The following is a 23,158-nucleotide window of genomic DNA, read 5'->3' as shown; positions in this document are numbered from 1 at the left end:
GGCCTCGCCGGCTTGACGCGGACCATAGAACCTCTGCCAGACCGCCGGCGGCGCCCCCTTGAGGGGGGATGGGATTTCTACACGCAGTGAGAAATCCAAACGGGGGTGGTCTCATCTCGCCGCCTCGGCCTCGATGCGGATGGTGTACTTCTCGGCCAGCGCGCGCACGGCCGCCGTGCGCTGCTCGGCCATGACCTGGTCGGTCCAGTCCTGCAGCACCACGCCGCGCAGGACCGCGAAGTCGGCGGGCCTGGCGGCCGACACGGCCTCCAGCTGGATCACGCGCCAGCCGTCCTTGCCGGACAGCGCCTGCCAGCGGCCGGGCGGAGCGCCCTCCACGGCCTTGGCAAAGGGCTCGCCGTAGCTCTGCACGAGGTTGGCATGGGGCCGGCCCTTGAACACGCGCAGGCCGGCACCGATCTCGCCCGGCACGCCGGTGTTCAGGCGGTCCGCCAGCGCGCGCGCCGCGGCCTCCGTCATGTCGCCCGAGAGCACGGCCTCGCGGAAATCGAAGCGCGCGGGCTCGTCGTACTTGGCCCGGTGCTTCTCGAACCAGTCGCGCAGCGAGGCGTCGTCGTAGGGCGGCAGCTTGTTGTCGGTCTCCAGCACGCTGAGCGCCTTGAAGATCACGCGCTGGCGGATCGCGTCGTCGCCGCGGTCGACCTGCATGGCCATGCCTTCGCGGTACAGCACTTCGTTGTCCAGCCAGGCGCGGCGCAGCGCGGCCAGCTCCTCGGGGTTGGGCGGGCGGCCGCGGGAGGCCTTGAACAGTTCCTGCACCTCGGTGTCGGCATCCTGCGTCAGCACGATGGTGCGCGGGTCTTCGGCGCGGCCGACGATGGCGTGGTCGACCGCGAACAGCAGGCCGCCCAGGACCACGAAGTGCAGCAGCGGTTCGCGCCACCAGCGCGGGCGGGGGGCTGCTGCTTCAGGCGCGGCCCTGGGGCCGCGGTTCGGTTTGGAAGGCATGGCAATCACTCTTCGATATCGGCTGCGGGCGGCTGCGGCCACCCGGCATGGCAAGGCGCCGCGAGGCCGAAGCCGCGCGGCGCCTTGCGCTACAAGGACGGGTTCAGGCCCTGCTCACTTGACACCGGCCACCACGGTGGAACCGGCCACCTCGACGAAGATCGGGTTGCTGTAGAACCACAGGTCGGCCCAGGCCGCCACGTCGTAGGCCACGTACTTCTGGCCGGCCACCGTGGGCAGGTGGTTGGGGCAGCCGTCGATGGCCGTGCCGGTGTAGGTGCCGCCGTTGCCCGGCACGTTGACGCCGGCGACCTGGCAGGGGATGGTCAGGCGCGTGGTGTCGCCGGCGTTGGTGTAGACGTCGGCCAGCGGGTTGCCGTTGGCATCGGTCTCGTAGGGCACGCTGGCCGGCAGGTTGGAGCCGCGCAGGCGCAGGTACTGCGAGGCCGTCACGGCCGGGATGCGAAAGCTCATGACCTTGTACTCGGCGTTGCCGGCCACCGGCTTCCAGCTCGATTCGTTGAAGGTGCGCAGCACGGCCGCCGTGGTGTTCTTGGCGGCGTCGGGCACGTTGGCCATGTTCGGGTTGATCAGCCAGTCGTTGGGCCACTGGCCCGCGTAGCCGGCGCTGCCGGGCTGGCGGTAGCCGCTGACCAGGCCGCGCACCACGTCCACATGGTCGAGCACGGGCCGGTTCAGCGGCTGCTGGATGCCGACCTGGGCCAGCGAGGGGTTGGCGAAGGTGTAGGGCGCGTAGTTCGTGCCCGCCGGGTCGCGCACGACGATGGAGACCACGATCTCCGCGCCGGCACGCACCTGCAGCTTCTCGCCCATGGTGGCGCAGCCGGCCACGTCGGTGTCGGTGTTGGCCAGCGCCGCCTTGACGGCCATGGCTTCGACCGCTGCGTTGGTGCGGCTGGCCGGGCCGGCGTAGGACGCGCAGGCGACGAAGGCCAGGCGGTCGATCAGTTGGCCCGTGGCCACGAAGCTGTTGCCGCTGCGGATGCCGTCCACGATGGTCTGCGGGCGCAGCTTGGTGTCGTTGCCCTTGCGCACCATGATGAAGTCGCGCTGGTACTCGCCGGGGTAGAAGTCCTGCGTGGAGCGGCGGTCGTCCGGACCGAACTGGCCGCGGTTGTGCCAGTCCGAGCTGCCGAAGAACCACCAGTTGCGGCCTTCGCCGAGCAGCGCGTCCCACACGCCGCCGATCTGCGCGGCGTAGACGCCGGTGCCGCCGTAGGTGGTGCCACCGACCGAGTCCACGCGCACGCCGCCGATGCTGTTGCGGTTGGGCGAGTACTCGCCGCGGTTGTCCGAGGCGCCGTGGCCGGGCTGCGATTCGAAGCCGACCGCGATGCGCGGGCCGGCGTTGTTGAAGTTGCGCAGGTGCTCGACGTTGAAGCCGTTGTTGCCGTTCGGATTGAACGGGCCGGCGCGCTCCAGGTGGGCCGGCACGTAGTAGCTGCCGTCCGGGTGGTAGGCGGCCATCCACTTGATGCCCTCGACCGTCTTGATGTGGCCGGCCTCGCCCGAGCCCATCAGCTTGGCAGCGCCGGCGTTCCAGTTCGGGCTGGCCTCGTTGGCGCTGCCCGGCACGTTGCAGGTCCAGCCGTTGGGGCCGCCGCGCGTGAGGTCGCCGTCGTTGCCGCGGTCGAAGCAGTAGGCCCATTGCGACAGCGCATTGGCGTTGCCCAGCGGCGTATAGCCCTTGGTGGTGGGCAGCGCGCGCGTGTCGATGGCGGCCGGCACCTGGCCCGTGATGACGGACATCGAGGTGTGCTCGTGGCCGGACACGACCGACTCCATGCCGACGAAGATCGGCACGTTCTTGAGCGCGTTCAGGTACTCGGTGATGGGGTACTGGTACTGCTGGATCGCCTGCCAGCGCCACATGTTCTGGTTCGGGCGCGTGCCGCTGGGCGTGCCCTGGGGCTCCACGGGCGGCTGGCTGTTCTGCCAGGTGGTGTTGGGGCCGATGACGGTGCTGCCGTCGGCGGCGTAGACCAGCGGGTAGGCGGGCGTGGCCAGCGAATCGTCCTCGGCCAGCGTGCAGTTGCGGTTGCCGGTGCCACCATGGCCGGCCTGGACGAACCAGTCCAGGCCCCAGGGCGTGTCGGTCTTGTCGGTGGACTTCTTGACCAGCTTCTGCATGGAGATCGCGCCGTCCGAGCAGGTGGTGTGGTTGTGGAAGTCGCCGGTCACGTAGGTGCCGGCCGGCTTGGCTGCATGCGCAGCCGGCGCCAGGGCCAGGGTGGCCAGAACCGTGACCGCGGCAAGCGCGACCGGGTTCTTCTTGAACACGTTCTTCATAGGACTCCTATTGGGCTTTTTTGGAAATCGCCTGGCTGCACCCCTTGGTGCGGCCCCCTCGTTCGGGCCGGCGGCAGGACCGCGGGCGATGCTAGGAACGGGGCGTGACCCCGCCGTGACGGCTCTGTGTCACATGAAGCGCTGCAGGTCCACGTTGAGGGTGGCCTGCACCACGCCGCCGTGTTCGAAGCTCAGCACCATGGGAAAGGTGCGCGCGACCTCGAGCGGGAACTTCAGGCCCGTGAGTTTGAGGTAGGTGCCATGCGCGTTCAGGTGCGTCTCGGCGCCTGCGGGGATCGCGAAGTCCACCGCGGGCCGGGCCAGGTGGCCGCCGATTTCCGCGCCCTCGGCGACCATGGTCTGCACGCCGACCAGGCGGTCGGCCCGCGTCACCTGGTCGAACACCATCGACACGATGGCCGAGGTGGCGCCCGGCGGCGTGGCCGTGCACCAGGGGTGCGTGATGCGCAGGTTGTCGGCGAAGTACTCGCAGGCGCGCGCCTGCGGCAGGGCCAGCGCGGCGCCGAAGGCCAGGCCGGCACGCAGCGCGGCGCGGCGGTGGACGAAGGGGGGCATGGGAACTCCAGGGAAGTCGGTGGCCGACCAGCCTAGACAGCGGCGGTGAAAGCGTCGTGACGGTCGCGCAGGGCGCACGCAGCACCGTCACAGCCCTGTCGTGATCGCTGCCTACAGTGCGGCCGCGTCTGCACCTTGCCGACAGCTGCGCGCTTGCGCGCCGCCCTGCCCACAACACGATTCCTGGAGGTTCCCAATGAAGCTTCTTCCCGTGGCCGCCCTGGCCCTGTTCGCCGCCGCGCCGGCCCTGGCCGCGCAGGTCACCATCGACTTCGAGTCCGCGCCGAGCTTCGCCTCGGTCGGCGACACCTATGCCGCCAGCGGCGTGCGCTTCGGCGGTGGCGCACTGGGCCTGCAGAACGACGCGTGGTCGACCTTCTTCACCAACGCGCCCTCGCCGTTGGGCGTGATGTTCGCGGCCGACACCGATTCGGCCATGAACGTCGCCTCGGGCTTCTCCGGCCTGTTCAGCTTCTCGTACTCCTCCATCGCCGCCGCCACGGGCGCGCTGACGGTCTGGAGCGGTCTGAACGGCACGGGCACCGCGCTCGCCTCCTTCGACCTGGCCGGCAACGCGGCCAACTGCACCGACATCGGTTGGTGCAGCTTCGACCAGCTCTCGGCCAACCTCTCGGGCATTGCCTACTCGGTGACCTTCAACGGCGACGCCAGCATCGCCTACGACGACCTGGCCTTCAACACCGTGCCCGAGCCGACCAGCGCGCTGCTGTTCGGCCTGGCCCTGGCGGGCCTGGCCGCTGCCCGCCGTCGCCGCTCGTAAACACGGCGCCCGCCACCGCGCCGACAGGCGGCACCCGGCGGGTGCCGCCATTTCTGCCTTGGAACTTCCCCCACCCTCCGCGCCCACCGAGCACGATGCACGAGCTCTTCGGACTGTTCCCCACGCCCTTTCTGCGCGTGCCCGCGGCACTGGATGCCGCCCTGGTCGACGGCCTGGTCAGCCACTTCAGCCGCGCCGCCGGCATCGCCAACAACGCGTCCGGCCAGCTCTCGCACACGGCCATGCTCAAGCCCGGCGACAGCCCGCTGCTGGTGCAGGCCGCGCAGTGCATCACGCCGCACCTGGGCGCGTTCGGCGCGCAGATGTTCGGCGAGCAGCTGGGCTGGTCGCTCAAGGAGATGTGGGTCAACCTGCTGGACACCGGCGGGCGCCAGGCCATGCACAACCACGCCAACAGCTTCATCTCGGGCGTGGTCTACCTGACGCCCACCCACCCCGATGCGCGCACGGTGTTCATGAAGTCGCCGGGCGGGCACGACTTCGCGTTCAAGAACGACCACGACGGCGTGAACACCACGCCCTACAGCGCCGACAAGTGGATCAGCCCGCAGCCCGAGCCGGGCGACCTGGTGCTGTTCCCGAGCTACCTCATGCATGCGGTGCCGACCAACCCCGGCCCGCGCCGCATCACCATGGCGCTCAACGCCATCCCGACCCGGCTGGATTCCTGGGGCTACAGGATTTCCTTCAGCGGATGAGCGCAGGACAGCAAGGTCCTCACCGCGCGGCGGTGCTGGCGCTGATGCTGGCCTCGGGCTTCGCCGGCCTGGGCTACCAGATCGTCTGGACGCAGCAGAGCGCGCTGTGGCTGGGCCACGAGACGGCCGGCGTGCTGGCCGTGGTGGCGGCCTTCTTCGGGGGCCTGGCCTCGGGGGCGCTGCTGCTGGGCCGGCGCATCGCCGCGAGCCGCCGGCCGGGCCGCTGGTACGCGGGTTGCGAGCTGGCGATCGGCCTGTGGAGCGTGGTGCTGGCGTTCGCGATGGCGCCGATGGGCCAGGCGCTGTTGCAGTGGATCGGCGCCGAGCCATCGCCCCTGTGGCAATGGGGCGTGGCCTTCGGCGGCAGCTTCGCGCTGCTGTTGCCGGCCACCGCCGCCATGGGCGCCACGCTGCCGGCCATGGAGCGCGCGCTGGCGCAGCACTGGCGCGGTGGTGCCATCGCGCCGCTGTACGCGGGCAACACCTTCGGCGCCGTGGTCGGCGTGCTGGCCAGCGCGTTCTGGCTGGTGCCGACCTGGGGCCTGGCACGCACGGCCCTGGTCTGCGCCCTGCTCAACCTGCTGTGCGCGCTGGCCGCGCTGCGGCTGCTGCGCGACGAGGCGCCGGCCGAGCCGCAGAGCCCGCCGCGCACCGCGCGCGGGCTGCTGCCGCTGCTGGCAGCCACGGGCTTCCTGGGCATTGGCTACGAGGTGCTCGTGGTGCGCGTGCTGAGCCAGGTAGCCGAGAACACGGTCTACACCTTCGCGCTGCTGCTGGCCGTCTACCTGGTCGGCAGCGCGGCCGGCGCCGCGCTCCATGGACGCCGGCCGCGGCAGCGCGGCGAGCGCCTGCCGGCGTGGCTCGCGCTGGCCTGCCTGGCCGGCACCGCAAGCCTGTGGGGCGCCGAGGCGCTCAAAGCGCATGCCCTGGCCTGGCTGGGCAGCGGCATGCCCGCCGCGCTGGCGGCCGAGGCCGTGCTGGCGGTCGCAGCCTTCGGGCCGCCCACGCTGCTGATGGGTGCGCTGTTCAGCCACCTGGCGACGCAGGCGCGCGCGGCCGGCACCGGCCTGCATCTGGCGTTGGGCGTCAACACGCTGGGCGCGGCGGCAGCGCCGCTTGTGTTCGGCCTCCTGCTGTTGCCAGCGCTGGGCGCCAAGGCCGCGCTGCTGCTGGTGGCGGCCGGCTACCTGCTGCTGGCCTGGCCGCTCGGCCATGCGCGCGGCATCGCGCTGCCGGCCGGCATCGGCGCGGCCGCGCTCGTGCTCGTGCTCGCGCTGGCGGCACCGCCGCTGGCCTTCGTCCACCTGCCCGAAGGCGGCCGCGTGCTGAGCTACCGCGAAGGCTCCATGGCCGCGGTCAGCGTGGTCGAGGAAGCCGACGGCACGCGCAGGCTGCGCATCGACAACCGGCAGCAGGAAGGCAGCAATGCCGCCTGGTCGGCCGATGCACGCCAGGCGCTGCTGCCGCTGCTGCTGCACCCGGCCCCGCGCACGGCGCTGTTCCTGGGACTGGGCACCGGCACCACCGCGAACGCGGCCACGCTGGATCCGGCCCTGCAGGTCGAGGCCGTGGAACTGCTGCCCGAGGTGATCGCGGCCATGCCATGGTTCGCGGCAACTGAGCGCACCCCCAGCGGCCGGCTGCGTACGGTCGCGGCTGATGCGCGCCGCTTCGTGCGCGCCTCCCGCGCGCACTACGACCTCATCGTCTCAGACAACTTCCACCCGGCCCGCAGCGGCTCGGCCGCGCTCTACACGGTCGAGCATTTCCAGGCCGTGCGCGCACGCCTGGCGGCAGGCGGCCTGTTCTGCCAGTGGCTGCCGCTGCACCAGCTGGACCTGCCCACGCTGCGCAGCATCGTGCGCGCCTTCGCCACGGCCTTCCCCGAGGGCGGCGCGGTGCTGGCGACGCTGAGCCTGCAAACGCCGGTGCTGGGGCTGGTGGGCCACGCCGACGGCAGCCGCTTCGACCTCGCACAGCTGCAGGCCCGCGTGCTGGCCGCGCGCCAGTGGCCGCGCAGCCCCGCTGGCCTGGGCCTGGACGACGCCTACGCCGTGCTCGGCACGCTGGTCGCCGGGCCGCAGGCGCTGCAGCGCCTGGCCGCCGACGCACCGACCAACACGGACGACCACCCCATCGTGGCCTACCTGGCGCCGCGCGCGACCTACGCGGCCGCGCCGCCGCCGCGCGAGCGCCTGGCCGCGCTGCTGGCCGAGCTTTCGCTGGCGCCGCAGGAACTGGTCACGGCCGAGCCGGCCGCGGCCGCCCGCCTGGCCGCCTACTGGGAGGCACGCACGCGCTTCCTGGCCGCGGGCCGCGCCGTGCAGCCCAGCGCCGACGTGCGGCGCATGCTGGCCCAGGTGCAGCAGCCGCTGCTGGAGGTGCTGCGCACGAGCGCCGACTTCCGCCCGGCCTACGACCCGCTGCTGCAGATGGCGGCCGCGCTGGCGCGCGTGGATGCGCCGGCCGCGCGGGATCTGCTCGATGAACTGGTGCGCCTGCAACCGGCGCGCACCGAAGCCGGCGAGCTGCTGCGCCGGCTGCCTTAGCAGGACTTACTGGGGCTGGAAGCCGCTGTCCTTGATGATCTTCGCCCAGGTCCTGGTGTAGGCCTGCTCGCGGCTGTGCAGCTGCTGCTGCGGCATGTAGCCCACCGTGAGGCCCATGGCCGTGAGCTTCTCGCGCACGTCGGGCAGCGCGACGACCTTGGCCACGGCGGCCGAGAAGCGGTCGATCGCGGCCTGCGGCGTGCCGGCCGGCGCGAAGATGCCGTAGTAGGGCAGGTCCTCGAAGCCGGACACGCCCATCTCGGCAAAGGTCGGCACCTCGGGCATGGCGGCCTGGCGCGCGTTGCCCAGCACGCCGACCACGCGGATCTTGCCGGCCTTGTGGTTCTCGATGAAGTCGGGCACGGAGCCGATGCCCGCGCCGATCTGGTTACCCAGCATGTCCGCGATCATGGGCGCGCTGCCGCGGTAGGGCGCGGCCAGCAGGTCCATCTTGTACTTGTCGGCCAGCACCTTGACCAGGAATTCGGGCGTCGAGGCCGGTGCCGGGATGCCGATGGTGCCGCGCCCGCCCTGGCCCTTGAGCCAGTTCAGGTACTCGGGCATGGACTTGGCCGGCGTGCCGCCGGACACGGCCAGCGCGTTCACGAAGGTCGCGAAGCCGGCCACGGCCACGAAGTCCTTGGCCGGGTCGAAGCCGGGGTTCTTGACGACCAGCGGCAGGATGGAGACGGTGTGGTCGTGGGTGAGGAAGAAGGTGTTGCCGTCGGGCGCGGCGGTCTTCAGTGCATTGGCCGCGATCTGGCCGCCGGCGCCAGCGCGGTTGTCGACGATCACGCTCTGGCCAAGCTCGCCCTGCAGCTTGTCGGCCAGGGTGCGCGCGATCACGTCGGTGCCACCGCCCGCCGGAAAGCCGACCAGGATGCGCACCGTGGACTGGGCCTGGGCCAGGCCGGTCGCGCCCAGCAGGGCCGCCGTGGCCAGGGCCTGGGTGAGCCTGCGGCGGGTCGCAGAAGGCAGGAAGGGTCGGGACATGGGGGCTCCTGGTGGGGTGTGCGGGCAAAAAAACGCAAGAACGATACCAGAGCGGCCACGGGGAATCGCCGCGCTCCTACAGGGCCGAGGCAGGGCCTCAGGCACACTGTGCTGTCAAAGGTTTTCGGGAGACCCGACCCATGCAAGTACAAGTGAACACGACCGGATTGCCCAACAAGGAATCGCTGGACCGCTGGGCCGAGCAATACCTGCAGGACGAGCTGGCGCGCTTTCGCCACGACATCACGCGCGTGGAGATGCACCTGTCCGACGAGAACGGTGGCAAGTCCGGCAGCGCCGACAAGCGCTGCACCCTGGAGGCGCGGTTGGCGCACCACCAGCCGCTGGCCGTGCACCACGACGGCGACAGCCAGGACCTGGCCGTGCGCGGTGCCACCGACAAGCTCAAGCGCCTGGTGGAACACACGGTGGAGCGCGGCCGCGACAACCGCCACCGCGAGCGCGATTCGATCCGCAAGGACGGCGTGCCTGGCGCCGACCAGCCCGACGCGGCGGCCCTGTGAGCCGCGACGCCAAGAAGGAAGCCGACCTGGCCTGGAAGGGCGGGCTGTGCTGCGTGATCGGACTGGCGGTGCTGCTGGGGCCGCAGTTCATGGCGCCCTCGGGCATGCGCGACACGATCGCGCAATCGGCCATCGTCGGCTGGTTCGCGCTGGTGCTGGGCCTGGCCTTCATCGGCCACTTCCTGTGGCGCCGGCGCGCCGGCCGGCCCTAACCGTTCAGAGCGCGGCGGCCTGCAGCACCTGCGGTGCCGCAGCGCTGCCACGGCGCTTGAGGCCCAGCCCCAGACGCTCGGGCCGCAGATACTCCTCGCGGTAGACGTCGAAGGGCATGGTGTCGCTGGCCTCGATGCGCTTTTGCGCCTCGATGGACGCGTCGGACGCCGCCACGAAGCGCGCGCGCAGCGCCTGCGGGAATGGCAACGCCAGCAGCTGAGCGCGCGTCTGCAGCGAATGCTGCAAGGTGAAGCGCGTGAAGCTGCTGTGGTGTGCGCGCGTGGCATGTTCGAGCACGCGGGCCGAAGGCAGCGTCTCGGGCGCCAGCAGCGCCGCACGTGCCGCGCGCAGCGCCGCCATGTGGCCCTCGCCGCCGAGCGCGGCATCCATGGCCTGGGCGATGGGCGTGCACTCGTCGACGAGCTGCAGCGCCCATTCGGTCAGCACGCGCTCGCGACCGTCCTGCTCGAGCACCAAGCCCGGCTCGCGGCCGCGCGCGGCCACGCGCTGCTGGTTGCGCGCGAGCGCGGCGATCTCCTCGGGCGTATCGGGCGGGCTGTCGCTGAGCAGGCAGTGCAGCAGGAACACGTCGAGAAAGCGCATGGTCGAGGCCGCGATGCCGAGCGGCTCGAACGGGTCCAGGTCCATCAGGCGGACTTCGATGTATTCGACACCGCGCTCGCGCAGCGCGTGCAGCGGCCGCTCGCCCGGGCGGATCACGCGCTTGGGCCGGATCGTGCCGTAGAACTCGTTCTCGATCTGCAGCAGGCTGGTGGCGAGCTGGTTGTAGTCGCCGCCCGGGTTGCGGATGCCCACGGCCTCGTAGGCCGGATAGGGCTTGGTCAGCGCCTCCTGCAGCGAGGCGCCGTAGCCTTCCAGGCTGTTGTAGCTCACGGCCAGCGTGGACTGCGCGTCGCTCTGGTAGCCCAGGCGCCCCATGCGCAGCGAGGTCGCGTGCGGCAGGTACATGCTGTGCTCGCCGAACGGCTGCAGTGCATGCTCGCGGCCCTGCACGAAGCTCGCGCAGACGGCCGGCGATGCGCCGAACAGCACCAGCGGCAGGAAGGCGTGGCGGCGGAAGTTGCGGATCAGTCCGAAGTAGGCAGCGCTGTCGATGCCCGGCATCGACCAGTTGTAGTGGATGCCCGAGATGGTCTGCATGCGCCGGCCATAGCGGTGGCCCAGCCCCATGCGGTAGACGCTCTTGGCGCGGCCCACGTTGGACGAACCGTAGCGGCCCAGCGGGATGGTCTCGTCGGTCGGCAGCCCGCAGGGCATGCTGGAGACCCACAGCATCTCGTCGCCCTGCTCGCGCAGCACGTGGTAGACGTACTGGTGCACCTCGCGCAGTTCCGCGAGGCAGCTGTCCACATCGGCGTGCACGCCGGTGATGAGTTCGAGCTGCGATTCGCTGAAGTCGGTCGTGATGTGTTCGTGCGTGAGGGCCGAACCCAATGCGGCCGGGTGCGGCGTCAGCGCCAGGCCGGCGTTCGGCGTGGCACGCAGGCTTTCTTTCTCGAGCCCGCGGCGGATGCCGCGCAGGCGCTCGGCCGTGAGGCCGCCGACGCGCTCCGTGAGGGGCGTGCTGGCATGCAAGGTCGTTGTGGCCATGTTGTTTCAAGCCCCGGAATCTGTGTGGGGCCGGAAGGTATCACAGGCCGCCAAGCCCTGCAGGACAGGGTTTAGCCGGCCTGCCGCCCTGCCTGGGCCATGGCACGGCCGACTTCCAGCCGGCCCTGCTCCGAGCCGCTTTGCGGCACGGTCTCCCCCTCGCGTGCGCGCACGGCATCGAGCGCGGCCGCCAGGCGTTCGGGCGCGTCCTCGCCGGTGCCGATCCACTGGCCCTGGGTCAGCGTGACGTGCGCGGCCTCGAAGGAGCCGGCACCGGCGCACAGCACGGTGCGCGTGGGCGCGTCTTCGCCGGCCAGCACCAGCATGGCCGGCACCACGGCGGCCGGGTCCAGCGCGCGCAGCACCTCGGGCGTCATGAGGTCCTCGGTCATGCGCGTGGCGGCCGTGGGCGCCAGGCTGTTGACGTGGATGCCGTGCTTGGCGCCTTCGATGGCCAGCGTCTGCATGAGGCCGACCAGTGCCATCTTGGCCGCGCCGTAATTGGCCTGGCCGAAGTTGCCGTACAGGCCCGAGGACGAGCTCGTCATCACGATGCGGCCGTACTTCTGCGCGGTCATGAGCGGCCACACGGCCTTGCAGCAGTGCACGGCGCCCATCAGGTGCACGTCCATGACGAGGCGGAAATCGTCCAGCTCCATCTTGGCGAAGCTCTTGTCGCGCAGGATGCCGGCGTTGTTGACGAGGATGTCGACGCGACCCCAGGCGTCCACGGCCTGCTGGACCATGGCGGCCACGGCGGCGTGGTCGGTGACCGAGGCGCCGTTGGCCAGCGCCTCGCCGCCGGCGGCGACGATCTCGTCGACCACGGCCTGCGCCGCACTGGCCGAGCCGCCGCTGCCGTCGCGCGCACCGCCCAGGTCGTTGACCAGCACCTTGGCGCCGCGCCGGGCCAGTGCCAGCGCATGCTCGCGGCCCAGACCGCCGCCGGCGCCCGTGACGATGGCCACACGGCCCTTGAAATCCAGACCCATTCCTTTGTCTCCTTGCGAGGTGGAAGCTGCGCGACAGCCGGGGCCATCAGCCTCTGTTAGCCTGCTGCGCGCCATACAAAAAAGCCGGGCAACTGTACTGGAGACGAAGGGAACCCCATGGAACTGAACCTGCACGCCATCGACACGCCGCCGCGCGCGGCCTCCACCGTGGTCATGCTGCGCGACGGCGCCGCCGGCCTGGAGGTGCTGCTCATGAAGCGCCACGGGCTGTCCGACGTGCTGGGCGGCGCCTACGTGTTCCCGGGCGGCAAGCTCGATGCGGCCGATGCCGAGCTCGACGCCGCACGCCATCTCGACCAGGCTGCCGCGCAGCTGCACGCCAGCCTGCACGACGCAGAGCTGGACGCGGCGCGCGCGGCCGGCCTGTACGTGGCCGCCGTGCGCGAAGCCTTCGAGGAAGCCGGCGTGCTGCTGGCGGAAACCGCCGACGGCGGCGAGCCCGACCTGGCCCGGGCTTCCGCCCTGCTCAAGAACGGTACGCCCTTCAACACCATGCTGGCCGAACTGGGCCTGCGGGTGCAGACGCGCCGGCTCGCGCCATGGTCGCGCTGGATCACGCCGCGCGTGCCCTCGGTCATGAACAAGCGCTTCGACACGCGCTTCTTCGCCGCCGCGGTGCCGCCCGAGCAGGTGGCCACGCACGACGATTTCGAGACCACCGATAGCACCTGGCTGTCGCCGCGCGCCGCCTTGCAGCGCTACTGGGACCGCGAGATCGAGATGGCACCGCCGCAAATCATGACGCTGGCCCAGCTCGCGCGCCACGCCACGGCCGACGAAGCCGTGGCTGCCGCGCGCACGCGCCGCCCGCCGCTGATCCAGCCCGAAAGCATCGAGGACGGCGGCACGCGCGTGGTCTGCTACCCGGGCGACGACCGCCATCCGGTGCGCGAGCGCGCCATGCCGGGCCCGCTGCGCCTGCGCTGGCACAACAAGCGCTTCGAACCCGTGGACGGTTTCGACGCGCTGTTCCTGTAGCCGGGAACCTGGGCGTGGCCACCCGCATCTGAGCACCATGCCCACGCGCCGCACGCTCACTGCCGCCCTGATCGCCTGCCCGGCCCTGCTGAGCGCGCGGGCCCAGCCCGTGGCGCGCCTTCGGCCCACGCCGGCCCAGACCGAGGGGCCCTTCTATCCGCTTGCCTTCCCGGCCGACGCCGACAACGACCTGCTGCGCAATGGTGCGCGGCGCTACACGCGCGGCCAGCCGGCATGGCTGGACGGCACGCTGCGCGACCTGGACGGCCGCCCCGTGCGCGGCGCCCAGGTGGAGATCTGGCAGTGCGACGAAGCCGGCCACTACGACCATCCCGGCGACGGCAGCCGCCAGGACCCGGCCTTCCAGGGCTTCGGCCGCACCACGGTGGACGCCGAGGGCCGTTGGCGCTTCCGCACGATCCGCCCCGTGCCTTACAGCGGCCGCACGCCGCACATCCACGTGAAGCTGCGGCTGGGCGCGCGTGAACTGCTGACCACGCAGCTTTACGTGGAGGGCGATCCTGGCAATGCGCGCGACTTCCTCTGGCGCCGGCTCGAGGCGGCCGACCGCGCCGCCGTGACCCTGCCCTACACCGCCGGCAGCGACGGCCTGCAGGCCCACGCGGCGCTGGTGCTCGCACTCTGACGCCGATCCGCACCGGCGGTTAGCATGCGGGCTCCAACGGCCCGTATGCCCGCCCATGCTGCAAACCCCTCCCTCGTTCACGCCACTGCTGGCGGCGCGTGAGCAGGATCTGGTGCAGAACTTCGTGTTCTGCGGTGACGAACTGCTGGTCGGCGAAGCCGATCTGGCCCTGCCGGGCGCCTTCGCATGCGCCGCGCTCGGCCTGCGTGCTGCGGACTTCCTGCCCGTGGGTCTGCTCGACGGGGCCTATTGCCGCGTGGCCTGGCTGCCCAAGGACACGCCGCTGCCCGAGGGTCTGCGCCCGCGCCGGCTGCGCGCGCTGTTCGGTGCCATGGACGAAGGCCAGCTGGCTGTCGCCGGGCGGGCCTGGCAGATCGCCGAATGGGCACGCACGCACCGCTTCTGCGGCGCCTGCGGCGGCCCGACCAAGCATGTGGCCGGGGAACGCTGCATGCGCTGCCCGGCGTGCGGCCACATGGCCTATCCGCGGATTTCGCCGGCCATGATGGTGCTGGTGCGGCGCGGCCCCGAACTCCTGCTGGCGCGCCACCGCAACTCGCCGACCCGCTTCTACACGGCGCTGGCCGGTTTCCTGGAGGCCGGCGAATCCGTCGAGGAAGCCATCCACCGCGAGGTGTTCGAGGAAGTCGGCCTGCAGGTCAAGGACCTGCGCTACTTCGCGAGCCAGTCCTGGCCGTTCCCGCACTCGCTGATGATCGCGTTCACGGCCGAGTACGCGGGCGGCGAGATCCGCCTGGACGAGAACGAGATCGAGGAGGCCGTCTGGGTCGGCCCTGGCGACGCGATGCCGCCCATCCCCCCGCGCGGACTGTCTATCGCCGGGCATTTGATCGAAGCCCACCTGCCCGGCCGCTGAGCCGATACTGCCGAGAGGAGCATCCCATGGCCCGCTCGCCACGACCCAAAAAGCAGACCCTGCTCTCGCGCACGCGCCGCGCGCTGCACAAGGGCATGCGCCAGGCGATCGGCTTCATGCCCCAGTCGGTGCGTTTTTCGGTGGCCCGCTCCTTCGTCGACTGCGACCCGGCGCCCGACCCGCGGCTGACGCTCAAGATTGCCGACACGCGCGAGGAGCTCGAGGCCTGCTTCAAGCTCTTGCACGACGCCTACGTGGCCGTGGGCTTCATGCAGCCCGCCCCCTCGGGCCTGCGCGCCACCATCTACCACGCGCTGCCGACCACCACCACGCTGTGCGCCAAGTACGACGACGAGGTGGTGGGCACGATCTCGCTGATCCGCCAGAGCCCGTTCGGCTTTCCGCTGCAGGCGGTGTTCGACCTGTCCAGCGTGGAGGCCGAGCGCGGCCAGATCGCCGAGGTCTCGGCGCTGGCGGTGCACCCCAAGCACCGCAAGACCGGTGGCGCGATCCTGTTCCCACTCATGAAGTTCATGCACACCTACTGCACGCGCTTCTTCGACACGCGGCATCTGGTCATCGCGGTCAACCCCTACCACATCGAACTCTACGAATCGCTGCTGTGCTTTCGCCGGCTGCCGCAAAAGACGGTGGCGGCCTACGACTTCGCCAACGGCGCACCGGCCGTGGGCGCCACGCTGGACCTGAGCCAGGCCGACGCGCTGCTCGCGCGCGCCTACGCGGGCAAGCCGCCGCGCAAGAGCCTGCACCACTACTTCTTCAAGATGGAGCTGCCCAACATCCGGCTGCCGCAGCGGCGCTACTACACGACCAACGACCCGGTCATGACGCCGGCGCTGCTGGACCACTTCTTCAACCAGCGCACCCAGGGCTTCGCCGGACTCGATGCACGCAAGAAGGCCATGCTGCACGAGATCTACGACCTTCCCGCCTACCAGGCCGTGCTGCCGCCACTGGAGCAGCCGCCGGCGCAGATGGAGACGCTGCGCCGGCACCCACGCTTTTCGCTCAAGTGCAAGGGCAAGCTCGAGATCGACATCGGCGGCCAGCGCCGGCTCGTGGAACTGCAGGTGGTCGACGTCTCGAACGAGGGCTTCCAGGCGCATGCGCGCGAGGAATTGCCGCTCAAGGCCGCGGGTCGGGTCGTCGTGCACCTGGGCACGGACGAGCAGTCGGTGCTGCAGGTCACCGTGATGCGCGGGCGGCGCTACGACGACTACGGTGCCTACGGTTTCCTGATCAGCGCGACCGACCCACCCTGGCGCGAATGCGTGCACGCGCTGGAGTCAGGCCACACGCACCACGATCTGTTGAGCTGAATCAGCGCCGGCGCAGCGAGAGCAGCCAGGACAGCGTGCCGCAGCAGGCCACCAGCGCCGCATAGCCGGCGATGCTGCCGTCACGGCCCATGGCCCAGAGCGCGCCCAGCAGCGCCAGGCTGCCGGCCGCGCCAGTCAGCAGCCATTCGCTCCACCAGCGCATGCCGCCGCTGCGCCCCAGACGGCCGACCAGCGTGGTGCACAGCGCGACGCAGAAGGCCGGCAGCACGAAGGCCAGCCCATGCAGCAGCAGATCGACGACACCCATGGGAGACAGCAGAGGGCTTGACGCAGGTCAAGCAACGCAAAGAGGTGCCGGATTTTATAATCGCCGCTTATGGCTGTCTGGGCACTCGGCATCAACCACCACACCGCCCCGCTCGATCTGCGCGGGCGGTTTGCGTTCGCGCTGGACCAGATCGCCCCCACCTTGGCCGGCCTGCGCTCGGCGCTGTCGGGCCCCGAAGCCGCCATCATCTCCACCTGCAACCGCACCGAGATCTACTGTGCGGCTGACGCCCAGGCCATCGACCGCACGGTGGACTGGATGGCCCAAGCCGGCGGCGTCGCCCCGGCACTGCTGCGCTCGCACGCCTATGCGCTGCACGACGGCCTGGCCGCGCGCCATGTGTTCCGCGTGGCCAGTGGGCTGGATTCCATGGTGTTGGGCGAGGCCCAGATCCTGGGCCAGATGAAGGACGCCGTGCGCGTGGCCAACGAGGCCGGCGCGCTGGGCTCCACGCTGAACCAGCTGTTCCAGCGCTCCTTCTCGGTCGCCAAGGAAGTGCGCACCGCCACCGAGATCGGCGCGCACTCCATCAGCATGGCGGCCGCCGCCGTGCGCCTGGCCTCGCAGCTGTTCGAAGACCTGGGTCAGGTGCGTGTGCTGTTCGTCGGCGCCGGCGAGATGATCGAGCTGGCCGCCACCCACTTCGCGGCCAGGAGCCCCAAGTCCATCGCGATCGCCAACCGCACGCTGGAGCGCGGCGAGAAGCTGGCCGGCCGCTTCGGCGGCGAGGTGATGCGCCTGGCCGACCTGCCCGCCCGGCTGCACGAGTTCGACGCCATCGTGAGCTGCACGGCCAGCACGCTGCCCATCATCGGCCTGGGCGCCGTGGAGCGCGCGCTCAAGCAGCGCAAGCACCGGCCCATGTTCATGGTCGACCTGGCCGTGCCGCGCGACATCGAGCCCGAGGTCAAGGGTCTGGAAGACGTGTTCCTCTACACCGTGGACGACCTGGCCAGCGTCGTGCAGACCGGCCAGGCCCAGCGCCAGGCCGCCGTGGCCCAGGCCGAAGTGATCATCGACGCCGGTGTGCAGAGCTTCCTGCACTGGATGGGCCAACGCGATCCGGTGCACGGCGTGGTGCCGTTGATCCGCCAGCTCAACACCCAGGCCGACGCCTGGCGCCAGGCCGAGCTCGCCCGCGCGCGCAAGCAGCTGGCACGCGGCGACGACGTGGACGCCGTGCTCGAAGCACTGGCCAAGGGTCTCACGCAGAAGATGCTGCACGGCGCGATGGCCGAGCTGCATGCCGGCGACGGCCAGGCCCGCGCCCAGGCGGTCGACACCATCTCGCGCCTGTTCCTGCGCAAGGAACGTTAGCGGCGCGCCTTGCCGCCGCACCGCAGCCTGCCCGCTGCGGCCCTGCCCCCATTGGACCGTCGCCCCGTGAAACCCTTTCTCCGCCAACAACTCGAGCGCTACGCGCTGCGCCTGTCCGAACTGGACTTCCTGCTGTCGCGCCAGGACATCATGGCGGACATGAAGCAGTTCATGGCCTTGTCGCGCGAGCATGCCGACGTGGCCCAGGTGGCCGGCCGCTACGCACGCCACCAGCAGCGCAGCGCCGACCTGGCGGCCGCCCAGGAGATGCTGGCCGATCCCGACATGGCCGAGATGGCGCGCGAGGAGATCGCCAGCGCCCAGGGCGAGCTCGCGGAACTCGAGAACGAACTGCAGCGCATGCTGCTGCCCAAGGACCCCGACGACGCCCGCGCGGCCTTCGTGGAAATCCGCGCCGGCACGGGCGGCGACGAATCGGCGCTGTTCGCGGGCGACCTGCTGCGCATGTACACGCGCTACGCCGAGCGCCGTGGCTGGAAGACCGAACTCATCAGCGAATCGCCGAGCGAGCTGGGCGGCTACAAGGAAGTGGTGATGCGCGTGGACGGCGAGGACGTCTACGGCCATTTGCGCTTCGAGTCCGGTGGCCACCGCGTGCAGCGCGTGCCCGCGACCGAGACCCAGGGCCGCATCCATACCAGCGCCTGCACCATCGCCGTGCTGGCCGAGCCCGACGAGGCCCAGGCCGTGCAGATCAACCCGGCCGAGCTGCGCATCGACACCTACCGCGCCAGCGGCGCGGGCGGCCAGCACATCAACAAGACCGATTCGGCCGTGCGCATCACCCATTTGCCCACGGGCATCGTGGCCGAATGCCAGGACGACCGCTCGCAGCACCGCAACAAGGCCAAGGCGCTGCAGGTGCTGCTCGCGCGCATCCAGGAAAAGGAGCGCAGCGAGCGCGCCGCCAAGGACGCGGCCGAGCGCAAGGGGCTGATCGGCAGCGGCGACCGCAGCGACCGCATCCGCACCTACAACTTCCCGCAGGGCCGGCTGACCGACCACCGCATCAACCTCACGCTCTACAAGCTGTCCTTCATCATGGAGGGCGACCTGGAGGAGGTGGTGCAGGCACTGCGCGGCGCGCGCGAGGCCGAGCAGTTGGCCGAGCTGGAGGTCGGCGCGGCGTGAGCGCCGCGCCGGGCCGCCCCAAGCAAGCTCGCTCCGAAGGCGAAGCCGAAGGAACATCCATGACCATTGCCCAGATCCTGGCGGCCGCGGCCGCACGCGGCCTGGAGCGGCTGGACGCCCAACTGTTGCTGCTGCACGCGCTGGGCCGCGATGCCAACGACCGTGCCTGGCTGCTCGCGCACGACCACGACCTTGCCACGCCCGAAGTGCTGCAGCGCTTCGAGGACCACAGCGTGCGCCGGCTGTCCGGCGAGCCCGTGGCCTATCTGCTCGGCGAGAAGGAATTCTTCGGTCTGCCGCTGCAGGTCGACGCGCGCGTGCTGGTGCCGCGTCCCGACACCGAGACGCTCGTGGAATGGGCACTGGAGCAGCTGCCGGCGGGCGGCAGCGTGCTCGACCTGGGCACGGGCAGCGGCGCCATCGCACTGGCGCTGGCCCATGCGCGGCCCGATGCGCTGGTGGCCGCCGTGGACCGCAGCGCCGACGCGCTGGCCGTGGCCAGCGCCAATGCTCAGCGTCTGGGCCTGCGCGTGCAGTTCCAGCAGGCCGACTGGCTGCAGGGCGTGGACGGCCCGTACGACCTGGTGGTCTCCAACCCGCCCTACATCGCCGATGCCGACCCGCACCTGGCGGCCCTCGTGCACGAGCCGCTCTCGGCCCTGGCGGCGGGCGCCGACGGGCTGGACGACCTGCGCACCATCGTTGCCGATGCGCCTGCGCACCTGCCCCCCGGCGGCTGGCTGCTGCTGGAGCATGGGCACGACCAGGCCGAGGCCGTCTGCGCGCTGCTGCGCGCCCGGGGCTTCGTGCAGGTCGACAGCCGCAGGGATCTGGCGGGCATCGCGCGCTGCTCCGGCGGGCAGTGGCCGATCACGGGATAATCCGCCACCGTCTTTTTCCGCTCGGAGATTCCCCCATGAACGACACCCAACAACGCATCGACGACCTGGTCAAGTCCAACGAGGTCCTGCTGTTCATGAAGGGCAGCGCCAGCTTCCCCATGTGCGGCTTCTCGGGCCGCGCCATCCAGGTGCTCAAGGCCTGCGGCGTCGACCCCAAGAACGTCAAGACCGTCAACGTGCTGGACGACGACGCGATCCGCCAGGGCATCAAGGAATACAGCAACTGGCCGACCATTCCCCAGCTCTACGTCAAGGGCGAGTTCGTCGGCGGCTCGGACATCATGATGGAGATGTACGAATCGGGCGAACTGCGCCAGCTGCTGGGCACCACGGCCGCCTGACGGTTGCTGCCGCCCGACATGGGGGCGGCCTGGCGCTGGCAGGCTGGCACGGCTTATGCTGAAATGGTTTCGTCACTCTCTTCATTGCCACGAGGAGCTTCGATGGAATCGCGCAGCACGGCCTTGACGGCCACCCCGATCCACCTGCCTGTCGCCAGCATGCGCAGCGTCTACCAGACGCAAGACGTGGAGCGCAAGCTGGCCAAGCTGCAATCCAAGGAACACGAGCAGCTGCGCAGCACCTACGAGCGCATGCTCGAACGCGGGCCCGAGCGCTTCCAGGTCAAGCCCTCCGGCATCCCCGAGATGGCCGCGCTCTACCAGAGCCTGCCCAACTTCACCGAGGCGCTGGACGATGTGCGCCGCCATGTGGCGCTGAGCCACGACAGCCCGGATGGCCTGGAGGTCACGCCCATGCTGCTGCTGGGGCCGCCCGGCATCGGCAAGACCCATTTCGCACGCAAGCTGGCCGAGCTGCTCGGCACGGGCATGAGTCTCTTGCCCATGAGTTCGATGACGGCCGGCTGGCTGCTCTCGGGCGCCTCCTCGCAATGGAAGGGCGCCAAGCCCGGCAAGGTGTTCGAGGCCCTGGTCGACGGCCAGTACGCCAACCCCGTGCTCGTGGTGGACGAGATCGACAAGGCCGGCACCGAGGCGCAGTACGACCCGCTCGGCGCGCTGTACAGCCTGCTCGAACACGACACGGCGCAAAGTTTTGTCGACGAATTCGCCGAGGTGGCCATCGACGCGAGCCAGGTGATCTGGATCACCACGGCCAACGACGAACGCGCCATCCCCGAGCCCATCCTGAACCGCATGAACGTGTTCAGCATCCCGGCGCCTACGCCGGAGCAGGCGCGGCAGATCGCCGGCCAGCTCTACACCGGCATCCGCAGCGAACACGGCTGGGGGCCGCAGTTCCAGCCCGAGGCGCAGGCGGATGTGCTGGACATGCTGGCCGAGCTGGCGCCGCGCGAGATGCGCCGCGCCCTGATGACCGGCTTTGGCAACGCCCGACTCGACGGCCGCGACCATGTGCGCGTGGACGACCTGCCGCGACCGGCCAGCGCCAAGAGCCGCATGGGGTTCGTCCACTGAGCCTCTCGACCAGCCTCTTGCTCGTGTTCGCGCTGATCGTGACCAGCGCGTTCTTCTCCGTGGCCGAGATTTCTCTCGCGGCGTCGCGGCGCCTGCGCCTGCGCCAGCTGGCGGACGATGGCGATGCGCGCGCCGCGCTGGTCATGAAGGTGCAGGAGCAGCCCGGCCACTACTTCACCGTGGTGCAGATCGGCCAGAACGCGGTCGCCATCCTGGGCGGCATCGTCGGCGAGGGCGCCATGAGCCCGCTGTTCGCCGACCTGTGGCGCTGGCTGGACCTGGACGAAGGCCAGGCGCGCACGGCGGGCTTCCTGGTCTCGTTCGTGCTGACGACCTCGCTGTTCATTCTGTTCGCCGACCTGTTCCCCAAGCGCCTGGGCATGACGCAGCCCGAGGCGCTGGCCATGCGCGTGGTGCGGCCCATGCAGGCCTGCATGACGCTGTTCAAGCCCCTGGTCTGGGTCTACAGCCGCGCGGCCGATGGCCTGTTCAAGCTGTTCGACCTGCCGACTCTGCGCGACGACCGCATCACCTCCGAGGACATCCTGGCCATGGCCGAGGCCGGCGCGCGCTCGGGCGCCCTGGCGGCGCGCGAGCAGCAGGTCATTGCCAACGTGTTCGAGCTCGACACGCGCACGGTCTCATCGGCCATGACGCAGCGCGACCGCATCGCCTTCTTCCGCCGCGACGAGCCGGACGCGGTGATCCGGCTGCGCATCGCGGCCGAGCCCTTCTCCACCTACCCGGTCTGCGACGGCGAGATCGACCGCGTGGTCGGCTACGTGGACGCCAAGGACCTGTTCCAGCGCGTGCTCAACAACCAGTCGATCTCGTTGCTGGACGACGCGCTCGTGCGCAAGGTGCTGGTGGTGCCGGACCGGCTGACGCTGGCCGAGGTGCTGGACCAGTTCCGGCTCGTGCACGAGGACTTCGCGGTCATCGTCAACGAGTACAGCCTGGTGGTGGGCGTGGTCACGCTCAACGACGTCATGAGCACGGTGATGGGCGAATTGGTCGCCTATCCGTTGGACGAGGAGCAGATCGTCCAGCGCGACGAGAATTCCTGGCTCATCGACGGCGCCACGCCGATCCAGGACGTGCAGCGCGCGCTCGTCATCGACGAGATGCCGCACGCCGAGGAGTACGAGACCCTGGCCGGCTTCATGATGGTGATGCTGCGCCGCGTGCCCAAGCGCACCGACACGGTGACCTGGGGCGGCTTCCGCTTCGAGGTGCTGGACGTGGACAGCTTCCGGATCGACCAGGTGATGGTCTCGCGCGCGCGGGATCCGGCCACGCCCACGCCGGCCGCACTTACGCGCTGAACTCCCAGCGGCGGCGGGCGGCCAGCACCGCATTCGGGTAGGCCGCCTGGCCGCGCGATCCGTTGTAGCGGCCCAGGCCCAGGAACAGGTCGCCGCGCTCGCGGTCCAGGTAATGGCGCAGGATCACGCAGCCGAAGCGCAGGTTGGTCTGCATGTGGAACAGGCGGCTCGCGTCGCCGTCGGCCAGCACCCGCGTCCAGAACGGCATGACCTGGGTGTAGCCGCGGGCGCCAGCCACGCTGATGGCAAAACGCCGGAAGTTGCTCTCGACCTCGATCAGGCCCAGCACCAGGGCAGTGTCCAGGCCGGCGCGGCGGGTCTCGTACCAGACCGTGTCGAGGAATTCACGTCGCTCGGCCCATTCGGGCTTGCGCCGCAGAAGCAAAGGGCTGGCCGCGCCCAGCCAGCGCAGGTAGGCCATGCGCGCCTCGGTGCTGTGGAATTCGGGCACCGGCGGTGCCGACTGGGCCACGGCCGCGCTCAGCGCGCTGCGCACCGAATCGACGAGCGGCTCCTCGACCTGGCCGCCGGCATGGGCCGGGGCACCGTGGCCCAGCAGCCCCGCAGCGGCGGCACCGCCCAGCAAGCTTCGGCGGGACAGGCCTTGGGACGGGGACGGTGCGGCAGGGTTCAAG

23 protein-coding genes are annotated in these 23,158 nt (G+C 70.7%); 15 read left to right on the top strand and 8 right to left on the bottom strand.

The features are described 5' to 3' along the window. Positions 1-111: 111 nt before the first annotated feature. The 3 genes from IE209_RS02685 to IE209_RS02675 all read right to left on the bottom strand — a co-directional run bounded on the left by IE209_RS02685 (position 112) and on the right by IE209_RS02675 (position 3,855). Positions 112-969 carry a peptidylprolyl isomerase gene (locus IE209_RS02685; RefSeq protein ID WP_189685465.1) on the bottom strand — a complete coding sequence of 286 codons (858 nt, stop codon included), beginning with the start codon at positions 967-969 and terminating at the stop codon, positions 112-114. A gap of 114 nt (positions 970-1,083) precedes the next feature. Continuing rightward, entirely contained in the window at positions 1,084-3,279 is a 2,196-nt protein-coding gene (locus tag IE209_RS02680; protein ID WP_189685464.1) for a CehA/McbA family metallohydrolase domain-containing protein, read from the bottom strand. A gap of 129 nt (positions 3,280-3,408) precedes the next feature. Further along, entirely contained in the window at positions 3,409-3,855 is a 447-nt protein-coding gene (locus tag IE209_RS02675) for a copper chaperone PCu(A)C (protein ID WP_189685463.1), read from the bottom strand. 196 nt (positions 3,856-4,051) lie between these two features. Between IE209_RS02675 and IE209_RS02670 the strand changes: the two genes are divergently transcribed. The 3 genes from IE209_RS02670 (at position 4,052) to IE209_RS02660 (ending at position 7,904) form a co-directional block, all read left to right on the top strand. After that, positions 4,052-4,636, top strand: coding sequence for a PEP-CTERM sorting domain-containing protein (locus IE209_RS02670; RefSeq protein ID WP_189685462.1), 585 nt, complete (start codon positions 4,052-4,054; stop codon positions 4,634-4,636). A gap of 95 nt (positions 4,637-4,731) precedes the next feature. Further along, positions 4,732-5,355, top strand: coding sequence for a putative 2OG-Fe(II) oxygenase (locus tag IE209_RS02665; RefSeq protein ID WP_189685461.1), 624 nt, complete (start codon positions 4,732-4,734; stop codon positions 5,353-5,355). Then, complete coding sequence (locus IE209_RS02660) at positions 5,352-7,904, top strand: fused MFS/spermidine synthase (protein ID WP_189685460.1); 2,553 nt, start codon at positions 5,352-5,354, stop codon at positions 7,902-7,904. The genes IE209_RS02665 and IE209_RS02660 overlap by 4 nt, the downstream gene beginning before the upstream one ends. 6 nt (positions 7,905-7,910) lie before the next feature. On the opposite strand, the gene IE209_RS02655 is transcribed toward IE209_RS02660, so the two are convergent. Beyond that, entirely contained in the window at positions 7,911-8,897 is a 987-nt protein-coding gene (locus IE209_RS02655) for a Bug family tripartite tricarboxylate transporter substrate binding protein (RefSeq protein ID WP_189685459.1), read from the bottom strand. A gap of 140 nt (positions 8,898-9,037) precedes the next feature. On the opposite strand from IE209_RS02655, the gene IE209_RS02650 reads away from it, so the two are divergent. Further along, positions 9,038-9,421, top strand: a complete 384-nt coding sequence (locus IE209_RS02650; protein WP_189685458.1) for an HPF/RaiA family ribosome-associated protein — start codon at positions 9,038-9,040, stop codon at positions 9,419-9,421. Then, entirely contained in the window at positions 9,418-9,633 is a 216-nt protein-coding gene (locus tag IE209_RS02645) for a hypothetical protein (protein WP_189685457.1), read from the top strand. The genes IE209_RS02650 and IE209_RS02645 overlap by 4 nt, the downstream gene beginning before the upstream one ends. Positions 9,634-9,637: 4 nt before the next feature. Here the strand turns inward: IE209_RS02645 and gshA are convergent, their stop codons facing one another. Beyond that, positions 9,638-11,245 carry a glutamate--cysteine ligase gene (gene gshA / locus IE209_RS02640; protein WP_189685456.1) on the bottom strand — a complete coding sequence of 536 codons (1,608 nt, stop codon included), beginning with the start codon at positions 11,243-11,245 and terminating at the stop codon, positions 9,638-9,640. Between the two features lie 71 nt (positions 11,246-11,316). Continuing rightward, a complete protein-coding gene (locus tag IE209_RS02635) occupies positions 11,317-12,237 on the bottom strand; it encodes an SDR family NAD(P)-dependent oxidoreductase (protein ID WP_189685455.1) in 921 nt (306 codons plus the stop codon). A gap of 117 nt (positions 12,238-12,354) precedes the next feature. Between IE209_RS02635 and IE209_RS02630 the strand changes: the two genes are divergently transcribed. Genes IE209_RS02630 through IE209_RS02615 form a run of 4 tightly spaced genes read left to right on the top strand, consistent with a single transcriptional unit; the run spans position 12,355 to position 16,099 of the window. Next, positions 12,355-13,236: an NUDIX hydrolase gene (locus tag IE209_RS02630; protein ID WP_189685454.1), complete on the top strand. Its 882-nt coding sequence runs from the start codon at positions 12,355-12,357 to the stop codon at positions 13,234-13,236. Positions 13,237-13,273: 37 nt separating this feature from the next. After that, positions 13,274-13,882, top strand: a complete 609-nt coding sequence (locus IE209_RS02625) for a dioxygenase family protein (RefSeq protein WP_189685453.1) — start codon at positions 13,274-13,276, stop codon at positions 13,880-13,882. 55 nt (positions 13,883-13,937) lie between these two features. Further along, entirely contained in the window at positions 13,938-14,759 is an 822-nt protein-coding gene (gene nudC, locus IE209_RS02620) for an NAD(+) diphosphatase (RefSeq protein ID WP_189685452.1), read from the top strand. 26 nt (positions 14,760-14,785) lie between these two features. Further along, positions 14,786-16,099: a GNAT family N-acetyltransferase gene (locus IE209_RS02615; protein ID WP_189685451.1), complete on the top strand. Its 1,314-nt coding sequence runs from the start codon at positions 14,786-14,788 to the stop codon at positions 16,097-16,099. Position 16,100: 1 nt separating this feature from the next. On the opposite strand, the gene IE209_RS02610 is transcribed toward IE209_RS02615, so the two are convergent. Continuing rightward, positions 16,101-16,367, bottom strand: a complete 267-nt coding sequence (locus IE209_RS02610; protein WP_189685450.1) for a hypothetical protein — start codon at positions 16,365-16,367, stop codon at positions 16,101-16,103. 69 nt (positions 16,368-16,436) lie between these two features. Between IE209_RS02610 and hemA the strand changes: the two genes are divergently transcribed. The 6 genes from hemA (at position 16,437) to paeA (ending at position 22,523) form a co-directional block, all read left to right on the top strand. Continuing rightward, positions 16,437-17,705 carry a glutamyl-tRNA reductase gene (hemA, locus tag IE209_RS02605; protein ID WP_189685449.1) on the top strand — a complete coding sequence of 423 codons (1,269 nt, stop codon included), beginning with the start codon at positions 16,437-16,439 and terminating at the stop codon, positions 17,703-17,705. A 66-nt stretch (positions 17,706-17,771) separates the two neighbouring features. Further along, on the top strand, positions 17,772-18,857 hold the full coding sequence (gene prfA / locus IE209_RS02600) for a peptide chain release factor 1 (protein ID WP_189685448.1): 1,086 nt from the start codon (positions 17,772-17,774) through the stop codon (positions 18,855-18,857). A 59-nt stretch (positions 18,858-18,916) separates the two neighbouring features. Further along, positions 18,917-19,738: a peptide chain release factor N(5)-glutamine methyltransferase gene (prmC, locus tag IE209_RS02595; RefSeq protein WP_189685447.1), complete on the top strand. Its 822-nt coding sequence runs from the start codon at positions 18,917-18,919 to the stop codon at positions 19,736-19,738. 35 nt (positions 19,739-19,773) lie between these two features. Further along, entirely contained in the window at positions 19,774-20,100 is a 327-nt protein-coding gene (grxD, locus tag IE209_RS02590) for a Grx4 family monothiol glutaredoxin (protein WP_189685446.1), read from the top strand. 102 nt (positions 20,101-20,202) lie between these two features. Next, positions 20,203-21,198: an AAA family ATPase gene (locus IE209_RS02585; protein ID WP_229882656.1), complete on the top strand. Its 996-nt coding sequence runs from the start codon at positions 20,203-20,205 to the stop codon at positions 21,196-21,198. After that, on the top strand, positions 21,195-22,523 hold the full coding sequence (gene paeA, locus IE209_RS02580; protein ID WP_189685496.1) for a polyamine export protein PaeA: 1,329 nt from the start codon (positions 21,195-21,197) through the stop codon (positions 22,521-22,523). The genes IE209_RS02585 and paeA overlap by 4 nt, the downstream gene beginning before the upstream one ends. Here paeA and IE209_RS02575 read toward each other — a convergent pair. Continuing rightward, positions 22,513-23,157, bottom strand: coding sequence for a lytic transglycosylase domain-containing protein (locus IE209_RS02575; RefSeq protein ID WP_189685444.1), 645 nt, complete (start codon positions 23,155-23,157; stop codon positions 22,513-22,515). The two genes, paeA and IE209_RS02575, sit on opposite strands and share 11 nt — an antisense overlap. Between the last annotated feature and the right edge of the window lies 1 nt (position 23,158).

The sequence above is a fragment of the Pseudorhodoferax aquiterrae genome (assembly GCF_014652235.1).
Taxonomy (GTDB): domain Bacteria; phylum Pseudomonadota; class Gammaproteobacteria; order Burkholderiales; family Burkholderiaceae_C; genus Pseudorhodoferax; species Pseudorhodoferax aquiterrae.
The sequence above is the reverse complement of the archived record's forward strand: the minus strand, read 5'-3'. Positions and strand labels throughout refer to the sequence as shown.

Coding starts and splice junctions, on each gene's coding strand:
- IE209_RS02685 (WP_189685465.1), bottom strand. CDS start 969: ATGCCTTCCAAACCGAACCGCGGCCCCAGGGCCGCGCCTGAAGCAGCA.
- IE209_RS02680 (WP_189685464.1), bottom strand. CDS start 3,279: ATGAAGAACGTGTTCAAGAAGAACCCGGTCGCGCTTGCCGCGGTCACG.
- IE209_RS02675 (WP_189685463.1), bottom strand. CDS start 3,855: ATGCCCCCCTTCGTCCACCGCCGCGCCGCGCTGCGTGCCGGCCTGGCC.
- IE209_RS02670 (WP_189685462.1), top strand. CDS start 4,052: ATGAAGCTTCTTCCCGTGGCCGCCCTGGCCCTGTTCGCCGCCGCGCCG.
- IE209_RS02665 (WP_189685461.1), top strand. CDS start 4,732: ATGCACGAGCTCTTCGGACTGTTCCCCACGCCCTTTCTGCGCGTGCCC.
- IE209_RS02660 (WP_189685460.1), top strand. CDS start 5,352: ATGAGCGCAGGACAGCAAGGTCCTCACCGCGCGGCGGTGCTGGCGCTG.
- IE209_RS02655 (WP_189685459.1), bottom strand. CDS start 8,897: ATGTCCCGACCCTTCCTGCCTTCTGCGACCCGCCGCAGGCTCACCCAG.
- IE209_RS02650 (WP_189685458.1), top strand. CDS start 9,038: ATGCAAGTACAAGTGAACACGACCGGATTGCCCAACAAGGAATCGCTG.
- gshA (WP_189685456.1), bottom strand. CDS start 11,245: ATGGCCACAACGACCTTGCATGCCAGCACGCCCCTCACGGAGCGCGTC.
- IE209_RS02635 (WP_189685455.1), bottom strand. CDS start 12,237: ATGGGTCTGGATTTCAAGGGCCGTGTGGCCATCGTCACGGGCGCCGGC.
- IE209_RS02630 (WP_189685454.1), top strand. CDS start 12,355: ATGGAACTGAACCTGCACGCCATCGACACGCCGCCGCGCGCGGCCTCC.
- IE209_RS02625 (WP_189685453.1), top strand. CDS start 13,274: ATGCCCACGCGCCGCACGCTCACTGCCGCCCTGATCGCCTGCCCGGCC.
- nudC (WP_189685452.1), top strand. CDS start 13,938: ATGCTGCAAACCCCTCCCTCGTTCACGCCACTGCTGGCGGCGCGTGAG.
- IE209_RS02615 (WP_189685451.1), top strand. CDS start 14,786: ATGGCCCGCTCGCCACGACCCAAAAAGCAGACCCTGCTCTCGCGCACG.
- IE209_RS02610 (WP_189685450.1), bottom strand. CDS start 16,367: ATGGGTGTCGTCGATCTGCTGCTGCATGGGCTGGCCTTCGTGCTGCCG.
- hemA (WP_189685449.1), top strand. CDS start 16,437: ATGGCTGTCTGGGCACTCGGCATCAACCACCACACCGCCCCGCTCGAT.
- prmC (WP_189685447.1), top strand. CDS start 18,917: ATGACCATTGCCCAGATCCTGGCGGCCGCGGCCGCACGCGGCCTGGAG.
- grxD (WP_189685446.1), top strand. CDS start 19,774: ATGAACGACACCCAACAACGCATCGACGACCTGGTCAAGTCCAACGAG.
- IE209_RS02585 (WP_229882656.1), top strand. CDS start 20,203: ATGGAATCGCGCAGCACGGCCTTGACGGCCACCCCGATCCACCTGCCT.